Genomic DNA, 16,478 nt, shown 5'->3' with positions numbered 1-16,478 from the left:
CCGCCATAGAGCGTATCGGCCTCGATCCCGCCATTCAGCGTGTCGTTCCCATCCTGACCGGCCAGCGTATCGCGGCCGTCATCCCCGTTGAGCGAGTCGTCGCCAATCCCGCCGCTGAGATTGTCGTTGTCGGCACCGCCGCTGATCGTATCGTTGCCGCCATCGCCGTTCACGGTGTCGCGGCCCGCCTCGCCCGACAGGTCGTCATTGCCTTCGCCGCCATTGATCACGTCAGCGCCGTCACCGCCGCCGACCACGTCGTCCCCGGCGCCCGCATTGACCGTGTCATTGCCCTCATCGGCAGAAATCGCATCGGCACCGTCGAGACCGATGATCTCGTCATCGCCCTCGAAGCCGGTGATGATGTCGACGCCGTTGCTGCCGGTCAGCGTATCCGCGCCGGAGGTGCCGTTCACGACGCCGCCGCCGCCACTGACCAGCAGGATCTCGGTAAAGCTGCCGGTGGACAGCGTCGCGAAGGTTTCGGTGAACACGCCGTTCAGCGTGATCGTCGTCTCGGTCTGCCCGTCGCCGTCGATGTCGATTTCCAGCGTCGTGTCCACGCCATTATCGGTGATGGTCAGGTCGGTCTCGGCAAAGGTCTGGCCATCGACCCGGATACGGTCGCCCAGCGTGAAATCGGTGATGGTGTCGCCGTCGAGCTGCCAATACGCCCCGCGGAAGAGGTCATCCTGCGTGCCGCCGGTCAGCGTGTCGGCATCGCCGCCGCCATTGAGCGTATCGATGCCCTCGCCGCCTTCGAGGCTGTCAGTGCCGCTGTCCCCGTTGAGGCTGTCGTCACCCTGCCCGCCCAGAACGGTATCGTTGCCGCCGCCGCCAAAGACGCTGTCATTGTCCGTGCCACCGTCGACGAGGTCATCCTCGCTGCCGCCATACAGGGTGTCCGCCCCGGAATCGCCGGTCATGGTGTCCGCGCCGATACCGCCGCTGGCGTAGTCGTTGCCGACCCCGCCATCGATGCTGTCATCACCGCTGTCGCCCTGAAGGTAGTCGTTGCCGCTGTCGCCGAACAGGCTGTCATTGGCGTCGCCGCCAATCAGCAAGTCGTCATCCGCCCCACCGCGCAGGGTGTCTGCCCCGTCCTGACCGTACAGCGAATCGCGGCCCTCGTTTCCGAGCAGGCTGTCCTCGCCATCGCCGCCTTCGAGACTGTCATTCTCGAGACCGCCACTGAGCGTGTCGTTGCCCTCGTCGCCCCAGAGCGTGTCCCGCCCGGCCTCGCCGTTGATCAGGTCATCGCCTTGGTCGCCGGTCAGCTGATCGTCGCCGTCACCGCCCGACAGGGTGTCGTTCGACAGGCCTCCGAACAGCTGGTCCGCGCCCAGCCCACCGAACAGCGTATCGTTCCCTTCGCCGCCCGAGATGTCGTCATCGCCATCAAGCCCGTCGCGCAGGTCGCCGCCCAGCGTGCCGGTGATCGTGTCATTCCCCGCGCTGGCCGTGCCAGAGCCCGCATCCGGCACCAGCAGGATGTCCGTTGCGTTGCTGGTGCCGACGGCATGCTGCGCGACAAAGGTCCCGGTATACCCGGTCCCGGCCAGCGTGATCACCGTGTCCCGGCTGCCATTGCCGTCGCTGTCGATCAGCAGCAGCGTGTCGCCGTTCAGGGTCTGCACCTCGATATCGACATCGGTGAATCGGGTCGAAACGATGCGAATCCGGTCTTCGGCGCTGAAATCCTCGATCCGGTCGCCATCGATCTGCCAGCTGGCCCCCGCGCCGAACACGTCCGCCCCGGCGCCACCGGTCAGCGTGTCGGTGTCGGCACCGCCGTTGAGCGTGTCATTGCCCAGCCCGCCATCGATGATGTCGTTGCCACTGTCACCGCCCAGCACGTCGTCGCCGTCATTGCCGTCGATGGAATCGTCCTCGGACCCGCCAAAGACGGAATCCGCGCCGTCACCGCCCGACAGGTCATCGTCACCGGAGCCGCCATAGATCGTGTCGTCTTCGGTCCCGCCCGAGACGGTGTCATTGCCGCTGCCCCCGACGAGGTAGTCGTTCCCGGCATCGCCGTCGATGCTGTCCTGATCGTTGTCGCCTTGGATGTAGTCGTCGCCGTCGCCGCCCGACATGCTGTCGTTGCCGTTGCCGCCGTACAGCACGTCTTCGCCCAGCCCGCCCGACATAGTGTCAAAGCCATCTTGGCCGCTGATCGTGTCGTTGCCGCCATCGCCATCCAACTGGTCGTCGCCGATGCCGCCCTCGATGGTGTCGTTGTCGTCGCCGCCCGCGATCAGGTCGTTGCCCGCATCGCCATAAATCTCGTCGCGCCCCGACTGGCCGAGGATCGTGTCGTTGCCCTCGTCGCCGCGCAGGAAGTCGCCACCGGCGCCGCCATCGACCAGATCGTTGCCGAGCCCGCCAAAGATATCGTCCTGACCGTCGCCCCCATAGGCGGTGTCATCCCCGGCCAGTGCCGTGATCTGGTCGTCCCCGGCAAGGCCCGACAGGTGGTCGTCACCGGTCGTGGCAACGTGGATGTTGTTGAAGGCATCCCCGACCCAAGTCGAACCGGACCCGGCGGAGGGCAGGAAAATCTCGGTGAAATTGCCCGAGGTGATCAACTGGAACGCCGCGCCGAAGGTGCCCGACAGGGTAAAGAACAGGTCCGCCGTGCCGTTCTGGTCGGTGTCGATGGCGAACTGGGTGTTGCCCGCGACAACGGTGGTGGTCATGTCCGAGGCAAAGAAGCTGGCCCGGTCGACGCGGATGCGGTCGCCTGCAGTGAAATCGGTGATGACATCCGAATCCAGCTGCCACGTCGCGCCGATGAACAGGTCATCACCGCCGCTGCCGGTCAGGGTGTCGGCATCGCCGCCGCCATTGATGGTGTCGTCTCCGGCGCCGCCATCGAGCACGTCGTTGCCGCTGTCCCCGTTGAGCGAGTCGTTGTCCGCCTCGCCGAACAGGCTGTCATCGCCGGTGCCGCCGAACAGGCTGTCATCGCCCTCGCTGCCGTACAGGCTGTCATCCTCGCTGCCGCCATAGACCGTATCCCGGCCTTCGTCGCCGTCGATCGTGTCATTGCCGGTGCCACCAAAGATATAGTCATTCTCGGTCCCACCCGAGATGCTGTCCTGATCGGCCCCGCCTTGGATGTAGTCGTTCTGCGCACCGCCTTGGATGGTGTCGTTTCCGTCGCCCCCATCGAGGAAGTCTTCGCCGCTGTCGCCCAGCAGGCTGTCGAAGCCCGCGCCGCCGTAGAGCGTGTCGGACGACGCGCCGCCGTCGAGCGTGTCGTCACCCACGTCACCGTGCAGCCTGTCGAGACCGTCCTGCCCGAGCAGGCTGTCATTGCCTTCGCCGCCGAAGATCAGGTCGCTGCCCGCGCCTCCGTCGAGGGTGTCGTTGCCGCCATCGCCCGAGATCAGATCGTCGTTGAAGCTGGCGGTTACGCTGTCGTCACCCAGCCCGGCCATGACAGACCGGCCACCATTGAGTGTGTCGTTGCCGTCATTGCCGAACACGGTCGTCGCCGCGGCCCCGTCCACAGTGGTGGCAGTCGCATCGTCCACGATCAGGCCCGCCGCGGGCGCGCCAGAACTGCCGACACCCGCCGGGTCGAACGCTTGGATAGAGGTCGAGGTCCCGTCGGTCAGGGTCAGGAAATCGGCGCTGAACAGCCCGTTGAGGGTGATGGTCGTGTCCACCACGCCATCCCGGTTGGTGTCGATCGACAGGATCGTGTTGCCCCCCGACGTGCTGACGGTGAGGTGGCTGTCATCGAAGCGCACACCGGTGAGGGTGATCACGTCGCCCTGCAGGCTCCCCGTGCTGGAGACCGCGAAATCGGTGATCGTATCGCCATCGAGCCCGGCTGCCGTATCGATGAAGGTGTCGACGCCGGTGCCGCCGGTCAGCGTATCCGCCCCCGAGCCACCGGTCAGGGTATCGTCCAATGCCCCGCCATTGAGCGAGTCGGCATTGCCGCCGCCATCCAGAACGTCCGCGCCATCCTGACCCAGAAGCGTATCGTTCTCGCTGCCACCGTTGAGATAGTCGTCGTCGATCCCGCCTTCGAGAAGGTCTTCGCCCGAGCCGCCATACAGGGTGTCGCTGCCGGCCTCGCCGTACAGCGTGTCATTGCCGCTTTCGCCGGACAGGTAGTCGAGCGACGCCCCCCCGTGCAGCAAGTCGTCATCCTGCCCGCCATACATGTTGTCGGCGCCGTCGCCGCCGCTGAGGGTGTCGTTTCCCGAACCGCCATACAGGTGGTCGCTGGACGTGCCGCCTTGCAAATCGTCGGCCCCGGCATCGCCATACAGCCAGTCGCTGCCGTCATTGCCCAGCAGCGTGTCATTGTCGGCCCCGCCACGCAGCGTGTCGTTGCCCGCGTTGGACACCATCGAATCCGTACCCGATCCACCATCGGCAAAGTTGCCGGTCCCGGTGCCGACATCGATCGTGTCATTGCCGCCGCCACCGTGGATCGTGTCACGGTCGGCACCGCCATCGATCGTGTCATTGCCGTCATCGCCCACGATGTAGTCGCGCCCGCTGCCGCCGGTGATCGTGTCGTCGCCCGCGCCCGCATAGATCGAATCCCGGCCCGTGCCACCATCGAGATTGTCAGCCCCCGACGCGCCGATCAGGCGGTCATCGCCGTCGCCTCCGGCCAGCGTATCCGCCCCGAGCGTACCATTGAGAGTGTCATCCCCAGACGTCGCCGTGCCGCCCGGCGTGGCGATGTAGATGATGTCGGTATGGGTGTCGCCCGCAAGCGCCGCGAAATAGCCGGTGAACAGGCCGCTGAGGGTCAGGGTGATGTCGAAGCCGGGCGTCTCGTCGGTATTGATCTGCAGCAGCGTGTCGCCGGACGCGACCGTGGTCTGGAAGGCGCTGTCATACAGGAAGACACCGTTGATGCGGATGATGTCCTCGGTCGTGAAATCCGTGATCGCGTCGCCGTTCAGATCGTCGGCCCCGCCCCGAAAGACATCGACGCCTGCGCCGCCGGTCAGCGTGTCGAAGCCGCTGTCACCGGACAGGGTGTCATTGTCGGCCCCGCCCGACAGGCTGTCATTGTCGCTGCCCCCCGAAAGAAGGTCGTCGCCATCCCCCCCTTCGAGCGTGTCCGCCCCGCCCAAGCCCAGCAGTTGGTCCTCGCCTGCCAAGCCTTGGATGCTGTCTCCGGCGGAGGTTCCGTTCACGATGTTGTCGGTTGCGTCGCCGATGATGTTGGCCATGAAACGTCCTTCCGTCGAATGTTTTTCCGATCAATCCAAAGGGGTGTGCCACGCAGCCGAACGGCCCGAGGGCTTAAGGATATATTTACCGTTTCCCCAAAACATGCACCGTTTTTTAGACTTCCTTGTTAACGGGTAAAGAGAAAATGACCTGAAAACGGCCGATTTGGGGGTCCGGTTTTCCTGCCTTGCCAACCCCCAGTTGTGACGCTTCGAAGGGGCAAAATCGACGCGCGAAAGGTGCGTGGCACGCGCAGTCCTCGGGCGTTCGGGCACCACGGGCGGGACGCCCCCGTGAAAACGACATTGCGACTGACGCATGACGGATGACCCGCAAATCCGGCGGAAAACCCGGCGCAGGCGGCGGGCTCCTGCGGCAGTCGTAAACAAAGTTCATCAAACCGACACCCAACTGTCATGAATGCTCCCTATCGCCGTCGGTCAGAGACACTCTGACCGGAGACCCGACATGACCCTTTCCCGCCGTTCCGCGCTGGCCCTTGGCAGCGCCGCCCTCGCCGCCCCGATGATCCTGCGCGCCACCGATGCGCTGGCCTCCTCGGGCAGCGTCAAGGTTCTGGCCTGGCAGGATTACATCCAGCCCAACATCGCCGAGAAGTTCGAGGCCGACACCGGCATCACGCTCGACCTGACCACCTTCGGCTCGAATGACGAGGCCGAGTCGACCATCCGCGCCGCCGGTGGCAAGGGCTTTGACGTGGTCTTCCCCTCGATCACCAACGCAGCCGGCTATCTCGACGACAGCGGTGACAGCTATTTCGCCGCCATCCCCGCCGAGGTGAACGTGGACAATGTGATCCCGTCTTTCCTGCGTGACAGCGCCGGTCTGGGCGGCGTGCATGCCGGTGAGCAGATCCTGCTGCCCTTCGACTGGGGCACCGAGGGCATGACCCTGAACCGCGCCGCGCTGGACATCGCCGATGCCGACCTGTCCTATGGCGACCTGTTCCGCCCCGGCACCGAGGGCAAGGCCGCCTTCCGCCAGAAATCCGCGATCATGGGCATCGGCCTGTATCTGGATGCCACCGGCGAGGTTCCCTCGAACCGCATGATGGATGTCTACAAGTCCGAAGATGACGCCCGCCGCGTCTGGGGCGAAGTCGCCAAGTGGATGGTCGAGCGCAAGCAGCATTTCGGCGCCTTCTGGAACAACGCGACCGAGGCGACCTCTGCCTTCACCGATGCGGGTTGCGTCATCGGCCAGACCTGGGACACCACCGGCCTGCTGCTGAACCGCGACAATGCCGATTTCGTCTATCGCGCCCCCAAGGAAGGCATCATCACCTGGCTCGACAGCTTTGGCATGTTGAAGCAGGCACCGAACCCGGCGCAGGCCGTGGCCTTCATGAACTTCATGCTGCAACCGGAAGTGGGCGGCATGTTCGCCAACAACACCGGCTACAACTCGGCCGTGGCCGGTGCCGCCGACTACGCCTCGGACGACTTCAAGCGCCAGTTCAACGAGGTCTACACCGCCGAGGTGCTGGGCAACATGTGGTGGTGGCAGGCGGACACGCCGTTCTTTGCGCCGGTGCGCAACGAGATGGTCGAGATCATCACCAACGCCTGAGTTTCATCAGTGATTTGAGATTGGTTCGGGCGGTCCTCTCGGGGGCCGCCCTATTCCCAAGGGGCCGCAGATGCAGGGCATGGACGTACACCTCGACGCGATGTCGATCACCTATCCGAACGGGTTCACGGCGGTGCATCCGACCAACCTGGCCGTCAAGGCGGGCGAGTTCTTTTCGATCCTCGGGCCCTCGGGCTGCGGCAAGACGACGATCCTGCGCGCGGTTTCGGGCTTTGTCGCGCCCACCTCCGGGCGCGTCCTGATCGGCGGGCAGGACATGGCCGGGCGCGGCCCGAATGACCGCCCCACCGCGCTGATCTTTCAGAACCTCGCGCTGTTCCCGCTGATGAGCGTGCGCGACAACGTGGCCTTCGGGCTAGAGGTGCGCGGCGTCTCGAAGCGCGACCGCCATGCCCGCGCCGACGAGCTGCTGCATCTGGTGGCGCTTGGCGATCAGGCCGACAAGAAACCCGGCGCCCTGTCCGGCGGCCAGCGCCAGCGCGTGGCCATTGCCCGGGCGCTGGCGGTCGAGCCGTCGGTGCTGCTGCTGGACGAGCCGCTTTCGGCGCTCGACCTCAAACTGCGCAGCCATATGCGGGCCGAACTGCGCGCCATCCAGAAAAAGACCGGCGTCACCTTCATCTACATCACCCACGATCAGGGCGAGGCCCTGACCATGTCCGACCGAGTTGCGGTGATGAACCGGGGCCGGATCGAACAGGTTGGCACCGGCGACCAGATCTATTCCAACCCGAAAACCGCTTTTGCCGCGTCCTTCGTGGGCGAGGCGAACCGGCTGGAGGGGCGCATCCTTCATGCCGAGAACGGCCACGCCACAATCCGCACCGCCAGCGGCGATTTCCGCGCCCGCAACCCCAGCCATCTGACGGTCGGGGCAGAGGCGATCCTGTTCGTGCGCCCCGAGGCGATGAAGATCGGGGGCGGCGTCAACAGCCTGCCCGCAACGCTGGCCCGGCGAGATCTGGAAGGGGCTTTCGTCACCCTGCATTTTCGGACGCAGGTGCAGGATATGAGCCTGCACCAGACCAATACCGGCGCGCCCCTGCCCGAAGGCGAGGTGCAGATCCGCTTTGATGTCGACGATGCTTTTGTGCTGGGCAATGGCCAGATCGCCGAAACCGGGCAGGAGCTGGCCGCGCAATGAACGGGTTGGTCCGATCCTTTGGCCGGGCGCTGGCCACGGTCTTTGTCGGAGCGGTGGTGATCTGGGCGGTGGTGCTGATCGTGGCACCGCAGCTGACCATGATGGAACGCGCGCTGACCGCGCCCAAGCGGGCGCTGGACAGTTCCGTCGCCGCCTCGCTGTCGCGCGACGCGCAGACCTGCGTGTCGGTGCTGAAGACCAAGGGCGACGCACCTGCGGCAAGCGGCGGGATGGCGGTTCCGTCCCCCAATGCGATGGCGGTGCCCTCACCCAATGTCATGGCCGTGCCCAGCATCGGCGGCATGGCCGTGCCCACGGCCCAAAGCGGCGCCGGGCGCGGCTACATCCTGCAATGCGACCGCGCCGACACCCACCGGCAGGTGGTGCGCACGGGCGGGGAAAAGGCCTATCTGGACACGCTCTACGACCTGCCCCGCCTCGCGGTGCAGGACAGCGACCCGGTCGAGGCGCAAATCGCCACGGCACAGGAGATTGCCGCTCTGGCCGATGCGCTGGCCGACCGCCTGCGCCTCGAAGAGGCGCGCGGCCCCGGTCTGACCACCCGCAATTTCGCCGCGCTGACACAGGCGGTGCTGATCCCCATGACGCCCGAAACCCGCGCCATCGAGGCGCGCCAGCCCTCGAACATCCTGTTCGGCCTGATGGGTCTGCGCTTTGAACACGACGGCGAGGTCTATGCCCGCATCGGCCTGATCACGCTGGTGCGCACGCTGCTTTTCGCGGTCTGCGCCACCGCGCTTGCGCTGGTGCTGTGCTATCCCATCGCCTACAAGGTCGCGCTGGCCACCAAGCCGGAACGCGCCGTCTGGCTGTTTCTGGGCCTCGTGATCCCCTATGCCATCGTCGAGCTGATGCGGGTCTATGCCTGGACCACGATCATCGACAATCGCGGGCTGATCAACGACATGCTGATCTGGCTGGGCGCGATCTCCGAGCCGATCCAGTTCAAGCGCATGCCCGGCACGACCTTTCTGGTGATCGTCTACACCTATGTGCTGTTCATGGTCTTTCCGATGTTCAACGTCATGTCCACGCTTGACCGCAACCAGATCGAGGCGGCGCATGATCTGGGGGCAAGCACGTGGCGCGTCCATGCCCGCATCGTCATCCCCCATGCCAAGCCCGGCATCGCCGTGGGCTGCATCGCCACCTTCATGCTGGCGGCGGGCGCGTTTTCCGTGCCGCGCATCATCAGCCGCGGGCTGCAATCGGAATGGTTCAGCCAGACCATCTACAACAAGTTCTTCGAGTCCGAGAATTCCAATGTCGGCGCGGCCTATTCCTTTGCCTATACCTTGGTCTGTTTCGCGCTGGTGGCGCTGTTCATGTGGATCATGCGCACGCGGCTGAAGGATTTCGCGAGGGTGCAGTCATGACCTCCAACCGCTTGCTCAACCTGTTCACCGCAGCGTTCCTGTTGTTCATGTTCACACCGTTGCTGCTGATGGTGGTGTCATCCTTCAACGACGTCTCGCCGCCCTCGGTCACCGATTGGCGCGGCTTCACGTTCAAATGGTACGAATTCTTCTGGATGCCGGTCGAAGAGTTGCGCGCAGACCCGGTGTTGCGCGCGCTCGACCGGGACCGCTTCATCGGCTGTTTCGGCAATTCGCTGTGGGTGATGGCCGTGGTGGTGCCGGTCTCGTTGCTGCTGGGGCTGGCGGGCGCGGTCATGCTGACGCGCTGGCAGTCGCGGGCGAACGGCTTGCTGTGGTGGGTGTTGTTGTCGCCGATGCTGGCACCGGGGATCGTGCTGGGCCTGTCGGCGCTGGTCTTCTGGGGGCGGATGGGCGTCGATGCCGGGCTGTTCACCATCATCGCCGCGCAAGTGACGTTCGTCGCGGGCTATCCGATGCTGATCCTGATGGCACGGTTGCAACGCCAGCCGGTCGAGCTGGAGGAAGCGGCGCTGGATCTTGGCGCCTCGCCCCTGCGGGTGTTCTTTCGCATCACCCTGCCCTTCCTCGCACCGGCGCTGGCCTCGGCGGCGGTGATCGCGGGGCTGGCCAGTCTGGAAAACTACAACACCACGATGTTCGCCAAAGGCGGGGCCTGCACCTTGGCCACGGAAATCGGCGCGATGGCGCGCAACCCGAACGGCCACCCGCCCGTCATCAACGCGGTGGGCACGGTGATCATCGTCCTGACCGTGGCCTTGTCGGTTGCCCATGCCCTGCTGAAGCGGCGCGAGGCCGCATGAGCCCCCGCATCACCGCCCGCTGTCACCCGGCCCTGCTGGACCTGCTACCGCCCCCCGTCCCGGCGGCCAAGGCCCTGCCCGACTGGCTGCGCGAGATGCCGTCGGAGGTGCCGTCAGAGACCTTGGGCGGCGCGCTTGTGCGCACGCTGAAGCATTGCCCGCCTTTCCTCGACGCCATGGGGCATGGGGTGCTGATCCCCCTGCCCTGCGATCTGCAAATGGCCGATGGCCAGCTGAGCTGGGATTGGGACATGCCCGCCACGCCGGACGCGCCGATCACCCGTGCGCCTCTGGGCGCGCATGTGCCCGAACAGGCCAGCGGCGCGCCCATCGACCTCGACGGTCGGCTGGCGATCAAGTTCACCAATTACTGGACGTTGGAGACCGAGCCGGGCTGGCAACTGCTGTTCACCCATCCGCTGAACCGGCCCGACCTGCCCTTCCAGACCCTGTCGGGGGTGGTGCATAGCGCGGGCTTCGGGCTTGGCTACGTGCATTTCCCGGCTGTGTGGACCGATCCCGGCTTCACCGGCACCCTGCCGCGCGGCACGCCCGTGGCGCAGGTCATCGCCGTGCCCGCCGAACCGCCCGACCTTGAGATACGCGCCATGACGGGTGACGAAATCGCCCACTCGCGCACCATCCAAGAGGCCCTGCAGGCCGAGCGCGGCGTCTATCGGCGCAGTTTCCGCGACTAGCGGACCTTTTTTCTTTTCCCGTCGTTCCTCTTTTGTAACTGTTTCATGACAGAAAGAGGATCATGGCCCGCATCATCTGTTTCATCCTTGCCCTCGGGGCGAGTGCCGCACAGGCCGACACCGACCCGTGGGAGGTGCGCCGCGCGCAATGCGTGGGCTTCATGATGGCGGGCGGCTATCCCTCGGGGCTGGTGGAACAGGGGTGTAGGCGCGACTTCGCCCTGCCCTCGGCCTTCCTGTTCAGATGCGCCCGCGCGCAGACGCAAGGGTTCGAGACAGACCTGCAACGCCGCGCCTGCGTCGCCTTCTTTGCCCAATCGGCAGAGCGCGCGCAGGCCGGTTACGTGATCAACTGAGATCCGGCAGGCGCAAGGGCAAGCTGCCGCGCGCCACGCGGGTCAGGGCCTTGAGCGCCTCGGGCCGCGCCTGCGCATCCGACAACAGCGTATCGCGCAAGCCCTCGGTCGGCTGGCCGGTCTCGGCGGCGATGCGGTAGCGGGCGGCGCGGGTTTGCGGCGTGTCCGGCAAGCCGTCCAGCGCCTCGGTCGCCCCCGCCCAGTCGCACAGCCGCAAGCGCAGGCGCAGCAGCAGCCCGCGCGCCTCGCGATCCGCCGGGTCCAGCCGAAGCGCATGGGTAAAGGCGCCCTCGGCCTCGCGCAGACAGGCATCGTCCAGCAACACGCGCCCCAGTTCGAACCACGCCGCCGCGTGACGCGGATCGAGCGCCAGCGCGCGGCGCAGCCAAGTCTCGCGCTGCGCCAGCTTGCCCTGCGCCTCCAGCACCTTGGCGAGGTTATAATACACGGCAGCAGGCGCGCCCTTGGCCTTGGCGGCACGGCGCAGCAGCCGCTCGGCGGCGGGCCAGTCCTGAGCGGACAACATCCGGGGCAAGGCGGACAAATCGATCATCACGGGCCTCTTGTCATGCGGGTGTAACAGGACGGTGTCACAGCGCATCCAACACAAACGGAGACCAAGATGCACGACATCTTCACCGCGCCCGGACGGTTCTATCGTGGCAACCTGCACACCCATTCCAACCTGTCCGATGGCTGCCTCGACCCCGCCGAAGTCTGCCGCCGCTATGCCGACGAGGGCTATGACTTCATCGCGCTGACCGATCACCTGATCGGCGAATACGGCTATCCCATCGCCGATACGGTGCCGTACCGCACCGAAAGCTTTACCACGATCCTCGGCGCGGAACTGCATTCCGGCGCGATGCAGAACGGCGAGCTGTGGCACATGGTCGGCGTCGGCCTGCCCGCCGATTTCACCCCGCCCCACGCCCCCGGCTTTCACCCGGTCGAGGGGCAGGAAAGCGCCGCCGATCTGGCAAGCCGGGCGCGCGAGGCCGGGGCCTTCGTCGCCATCGCCCATCCGCAATGGTCGGGCCTGACGCTGGACGATGCCCGCCTGATCGAGGCCGCCCATGCGGTCGAGGTCTACAACCACGGCTGCGCCGTGGGCTGCGACCGGCCCGACGGGTTTCACACGCTTGACCTGCTGCTGTCCGAGGGCCGCCGCCTGACCCTGATCGCCACCGATGACGCGCATTTCACCGAGCCCGACCATTTCGGCGGCTGGGTCATGGTCAAGGCCACGGAAAACACCCCCGACGCCCTGCTGGAGGCGCTGAAGGCGGGCCATTTCTATTCCTCGCAAGGGCCGGAACTGCGCGGCATCACCCTGTCTGCCAACACGATCGAGGTCACCTGCACGGCAGCCGCAGCGATCATCGTGCAGGGGCATGGCTCGGCGGCCAAGGCGCTGCACGGGATGTCGATGACCCGGGGCCGCATCGAGCTGGACCGCTTCGCCAACTCGCCTTGGCTGCGCGTGACGGTGGTGGACCGCGCCGGAAACCGCGCTTGGTCGAACCCGATCTGGCGCTGAGCGGGCTGTCGCGAGAGTTCGAGCCTTCGTCCCGCGGCCGCGACTCGCGTCAGAAACGCTGACGACGGCTGTCGCGCCCATTCGGAACGGGGCCTGCCCCATGCGGGTCCCTGCTTCACGATGCGGGTTTGCTGATGGGATCGTGGAATTCGGCACCGAGGTCATTCGGTTAGAGTGGTGCGGGTGGAGGGACTGGCAAGTTAAAGGTTTTCAAGGCCTGATGAGGCGCGCGGGGCTTCTATGGGGCCAGAAAAACAAAGCAGCCCGAAACCGAGGTTCCGAGCTGCCGCTTTTGGGACCGAATTTGTAGCTGTCAGGCCGCCGGATGCGGGTCGTCGAAGAACCGCAAAGTGGGCAGCTGGCAGCGCACCACCGCCGACCCCCGGAAGTCACACGGGTTCCGGTGCTTGACCAGCGCCTCGCCCGGCTCGCCCTTCTTCGTGTAGAGGATGTCACCACCGATCAGTCGGTCGGCCTCGACCATCTGGCACAAGGTGGCGAAGTCGGGCAGCTCGGTCTCGATGAAGTTGAACCGGGCGAGGATCAGCCCTGGAAGCGGGCTCGCGCGAAGGAGGAGAATGCCCCCGGTGACACTCCCGACGCTGAAACCGCGCAACATGTGCTGCGCCGGAGAGCCTACCCAATTCCCCTTCGAGCAAGCCGCGGTCGCTATCCCGGTGGCAGCATCCATCACCGCCGTATCGATCGACGATCAGTATGGCTTGGACCTTCCGAAACGACGCCTCGGACATCGGCTGGTCGTAGGCCTTGTAGGGGATGCCACTGTCCATCGAGTTGATGCGGTTGGCGAGGTCTTCTTCGCTCATTTCCAGCGAGGCGAACCCGACGCCGTAGCCGCGCTCTGCCGCGTTCTTGGCAATCGAAATTGCCGAGCCGGTCTTACCCATCGAGGTGGAGCCAGCAAGGATCGTGTAGCGTTTCATCCGCAGGGGCAGCCGGTGGTCGAGATCGGCAATGCCCGTTGGGATGCCGTGTTCGCCGCCCTGCATGGCCTCGTTCATTAAGGTCAGGGACCGGGTGTGGGCTTTGAGGAGGCTCATGCTGCGCGGCTCCTCGCGGCTCTCCTCCTGTTCGGCTACCAGCAGCTCCAGCTCAGCCACGGCCTTGTCGGCGGTCAGCTCGCCAGCGTGGAACCCATCGGCCACCACCTTGAACGTGCCGAGCATCTGGCGGCGGCGGTGCAGCTCGACCAGCTCCAGCGCGTAGTCGACGATGGCATGGGAGGCCACGGCCCCACCGGCCATGCGGGCGAGATACCGAACGCCGCCCAGCTCGGCGAGGCCAGCGTGGGAATCCATGTCAGCCTTCAGGGACACCGCCGAGGCGACGTGATCCCGCTCAATACGCTCGACTGCCCGGCGGAAGATGTCAGCGTGAACCGGGTCGAAGAAATGCTCGGATGTCACAATCGAGCCGATGCGGTGGTAGAGATCGTTGTCGTTCAGGATCGCGCCGATGATCTGCTGTTCCAGCTCGATGTTGTGCGGCGTGATGCGCTGGGAGACGCCCTGCGTCGTCTGCATGTGGTGAACCTCGCCCATTCATCGAATCCCGTATTGCTTCCAAATCTTGATCGCGTTGGCCCCACGGGCGACGATCTCGGGCGGGCATCCATGCGGCACATCCAGCGGCGTAGGCGTCGAGGTTTCCAAGAACGGCTCCCAGCCCGGCTGGTTCAGCCATGCGAGTGGGGCCTTGAGAAACTGGTCCAACTTCCCCTCACGGCGCAGGTCGGCCACGTAGGCGGCGGCGCAGCGGTTCAGGGTCTCTGGATCGATCTTGTCAGCCTTGGGGTGCGTCCCCTCGCAGGCCTTGCGGTATTTCTTGGCGCAGTCGACTTTCCCGGCTTTGCGCTTGTGGCTCGGCCAGCTTGCCCAGAATTGGGTGAAGCCCTCGTCGATCGGATCGGTCTGATCCTTGACCTGATCCTGATTTCCTGAATCGCCGATCAAATCCCCCTCTGGGGGTATGGGGGTCTTATTATTGGTTTTCTTAGAACTTGGTTTTCTTAAGTCGCCTTGTTCTCCGGTAGGCGTCTCAACCGCCTGCCGGTTTTCCCGGCAAGCGGGCTCGTCGTGAATCACGTAATCGAAGCCATCCATTTTCCCGGAATCGGACTTAACCGGCACCACCTCGAGATAACCCGCAGCCTTCAGCTCTCTGATCATCCGTTGGTATTTGTCCTTGCCGACTTGGCACCGCTTCATCAGGTCGGACATCCGGTAGGTCCAGTCGTCCCCCATCCCCATCATCAGGGCCAACAGGCCGCGCGCCTCGATCGAGATCGTGGTGTCGCGCATGGCAGCGTTAGGGATAGCTGCGAACTGCGTATTCCTACGAACGCGGCTCATTTGAACAGGTCTCCGAGGGGCGCGGGCTGGTGCCTGGGTGCGAAGGTCTCGCAGGCGAAGTCCCAGACGGCACAGGCTTCGGCCCCGTCGTCGTTGGCTACGTTCCAGCCGTCGGTTCGACATCGCGCTATGGTGGCCCGGTTAGCCTCTGCGCGCGGTGCGTTGCGCTCGGAGTTCCCCAACGAGCAGATGCTTCTAGTGGGCTGAAAGTAGTCGGCTTCCAGGTCACCACTATCTCCGGTTTTGACCATGCAACCCTCCAGTATTGTCTGTTTCTGCTTCCATTGTGCTTTAGTTGATTTCGATGCCGCCCCTTGCCGTCTTGGTCGCCATATGCGACACTCCGGGATGCGAGACGTATCCAAATTCTTCGACTGTTGGCGAGCCAGACAAAATACAAGCAGCATCACTTCGAAATATCGCTCCAACGAGACATGGGTCAAAGGCGAAGAGAATAGGGCGCACTGTCGAAAGAAACAACTTTTTCGGATCGGGACCGACGGAGGCGGGAGATCATCCAACCTAGAACGCTGGAGCACACACTTTGCGCCTCATACACGTTTTTATCGCAAATAGCGATCAATCTGGCCAGAAGAAAGTTCGCACCTCATCGCTATTCTTGACCAATCGGGAGCAACACTTTGAAAAGTAAGAATGATGTTACAAACCGGCTTAGAGAGATCCGCAAAGCTAAGGGTCTCACCCAACGCGATGTTGCCGAAAAGGCAGGAATGTCGGTGTCGTACTACACGGAGATCGAGCTTCAAAAGAAGCAACTAAACCAGCGCCGACTGGAAGACCTTGCCAAGGCGTTGGAAGTGTCGTCGTCGGAAATCCTGTTCATACCCGGCCACGATGAAGGCCGGATGGCGGTCATGTCCGCGTATGACCAGCTTGACGAGCAGTCCCGTCAGGCCCTTCTGAACATGGCTCAGACCCTCGTAGCAGCGACACGTACCAAAGCTTGATTTCTTCGAACTTGTTCAGGCATGTCCGTGTGCAGTCCCGTTGCCCGAAACGAGGCTCTTCGCGCATAGAAACGCTTGGGGCCGGAAGATCTGGCGGCAATGGAACAGCTACCATCGCGCTCGGCATACCCGTGACCGAGGCCCCGCGACAAGCATTCCAAGGGAAAGGGCAGCTTGGCCATCAGCCGATGTGCAAAACAGAGTCCCATGAAGGAGATTTTTCTACAAACCAATGCCCTCCCACCTGGAGACAACCATATTTCAACTTCGACGCGCGCGCGATACGGTACGAGAATCGCGGGAAACGGGGCGAGGTTAAGTCTTTCTGATTGTGACAGGGGGTCATTTTCATGGGGT

General features: G+C 64.6%; 13 protein-coding genes. 8 read left to right on the top strand and 5 right to left on the bottom strand.

Translation table 11 applies throughout. From position 1 onward, the window contains the following. Positions 1–5,210, bottom strand: a 5,210-nt coding sequence (locus tag D8Z78_RS22950) for a calcium-binding protein (protein ID WP_128910897.1), incomplete at its 3' end; no start/stop codon positions are given. A gap of 469 nt (positions 5,211–5,679) precedes the next feature. On the opposite strand from D8Z78_RS22950, the gene D8Z78_RS22945 reads away from it, so the two are divergent. The 6 genes from D8Z78_RS22945 (at position 5,680) to D8Z78_RS22920 (ending at position 11,241) form a co-directional block, all read left to right on the top strand. Beyond that, complete coding sequence (locus D8Z78_RS22945; protein WP_121633596.1) at positions 5,680–6,801, top strand: extracellular solute-binding protein; 1,122 nt, start codon at positions 5,680–5,682, stop codon at positions 6,799–6,801. A gap of 70 nt (positions 6,802–6,871) precedes the next feature. Further along, positions 6,872–7,966 carry an ABC transporter ATP-binding protein gene (locus tag D8Z78_RS22940; RefSeq protein ID WP_121633598.1) on the top strand — a complete coding sequence of 365 codons (1,095 nt, stop codon included), beginning with the start codon at positions 6,872–6,874 and terminating at the stop codon, positions 7,964–7,966. Next, positions 7,963–9,363: an ABC transporter permease gene (locus D8Z78_RS22935; protein WP_121633600.1), complete on the top strand. Its 1,401-nt coding sequence runs from the start codon at positions 7,963–7,965 to the stop codon at positions 9,361–9,363. Before D8Z78_RS22940 ends, D8Z78_RS22935 begins: the two co-directional genes overlap by 4 nt. Beyond that, the gene (locus D8Z78_RS22930) at positions 9,360–10,187 is read left to right on the top strand and encodes an ABC transporter permease (protein WP_121633603.1); all 828 of its coding nucleotides are present in this window, start codon (positions 9,360–9,362) and stop codon (positions 10,185–10,187) included. Before D8Z78_RS22935 ends, D8Z78_RS22930 begins: the two co-directional genes overlap by 4 nt. Further along, positions 10,184–10,885, top strand: coding sequence for a hypothetical protein (locus D8Z78_RS22925; RefSeq protein ID WP_121633605.1), 702 nt, complete (start codon positions 10,184–10,186; stop codon positions 10,883–10,885). Before D8Z78_RS22930 ends, D8Z78_RS22925 begins: the two co-directional genes overlap by 4 nt. Positions 10,886–10,947: 62 nt before the next feature. After that, positions 10,948–11,241 carry a hypothetical protein gene (locus tag D8Z78_RS22920; protein WP_121633607.1) on the top strand — a complete coding sequence of 98 codons (294 nt, stop codon included), beginning with the start codon at positions 10,948–10,950 and terminating at the stop codon, positions 11,239–11,241. Here the strand turns inward: D8Z78_RS22920 and D8Z78_RS22915 are convergent. After that, on the bottom strand, positions 11,234–11,794 hold the full coding sequence (locus D8Z78_RS22915) for a tetratricopeptide repeat protein (protein WP_164933071.1): 561 nt from the start codon (positions 11,792–11,794) through the stop codon (positions 11,234–11,236). The genes D8Z78_RS22920 and D8Z78_RS22915 overlap by 8 nt on opposite strands. Before the next feature lie 69 nt (positions 11,795–11,863). Between D8Z78_RS22915 and D8Z78_RS22910 the strand changes: the two genes are divergently transcribed. Further along, entirely contained in the window at positions 11,864–12,781 is a 918-nt protein-coding gene (locus D8Z78_RS22910; RefSeq protein WP_121633609.1) for a CehA/McbA family metallohydrolase, read from the top strand. Positions 12,782–13,094: 313 nt separating this feature from the next. On the opposite strand, the gene D8Z78_RS24785 is transcribed toward D8Z78_RS22910, so the two are convergent. From D8Z78_RS24785 to D8Z78_RS22900, 3 genes are read right to left on the bottom strand one after another with little or no spacing between them, the layout of a single operon-like run. Continuing rightward, positions 13,095–13,265, bottom strand: coding sequence for a hypothetical protein (locus D8Z78_RS24785; RefSeq protein ID WP_164933070.1), 171 nt, complete (start codon positions 13,263–13,265; stop codon positions 13,095–13,097). Beyond that, positions 13,234–14,343, bottom strand: a complete 1,110-nt coding sequence (locus tag D8Z78_RS22905) for a DnaB-like helicase N-terminal domain-containing protein (protein WP_121633611.1) — start codon at positions 14,341–14,343, stop codon at positions 13,234–13,236. The genes D8Z78_RS24785 and D8Z78_RS22905 overlap by 32 nt, the downstream gene beginning before the upstream one ends. Further along, on the bottom strand, positions 14,344–15,102 hold the full coding sequence (locus D8Z78_RS22900; RefSeq protein ID WP_121633613.1) for a helix-turn-helix domain-containing protein: 759 nt from the start codon (positions 15,100–15,102) through the stop codon (positions 14,344–14,346). It lies immediately after the preceding gene. Between the two features lie 692 nt (positions 15,103–15,794). Here D8Z78_RS22900 and D8Z78_RS22895 point away from each other — a divergent pair. Next, positions 15,795–16,121 (top strand): helix-turn-helix domain-containing protein, encoded by a 327-nt coding sequence (locus D8Z78_RS22895; protein ID WP_164933069.1) that lies wholly within the window; start codon positions 15,795–15,797, stop codon positions 16,119–16,121. Positions 16,122–16,478 lie beyond the last annotated feature (357 nt).

It is taken from the genome of Tropicibacter alexandrii (genome assembly GCF_003667315.2).
Taxonomy (GTDB): Bacteria; Pseudomonadota; Alphaproteobacteria; order Rhodobacterales; family Rhodobacteraceae; genus Tropicibacter; species Tropicibacter alexandrii.
Note: the sequence above shows the minus strand (reverse complement) of the source record. Positions and strands in the feature narration are given on the sequence as shown.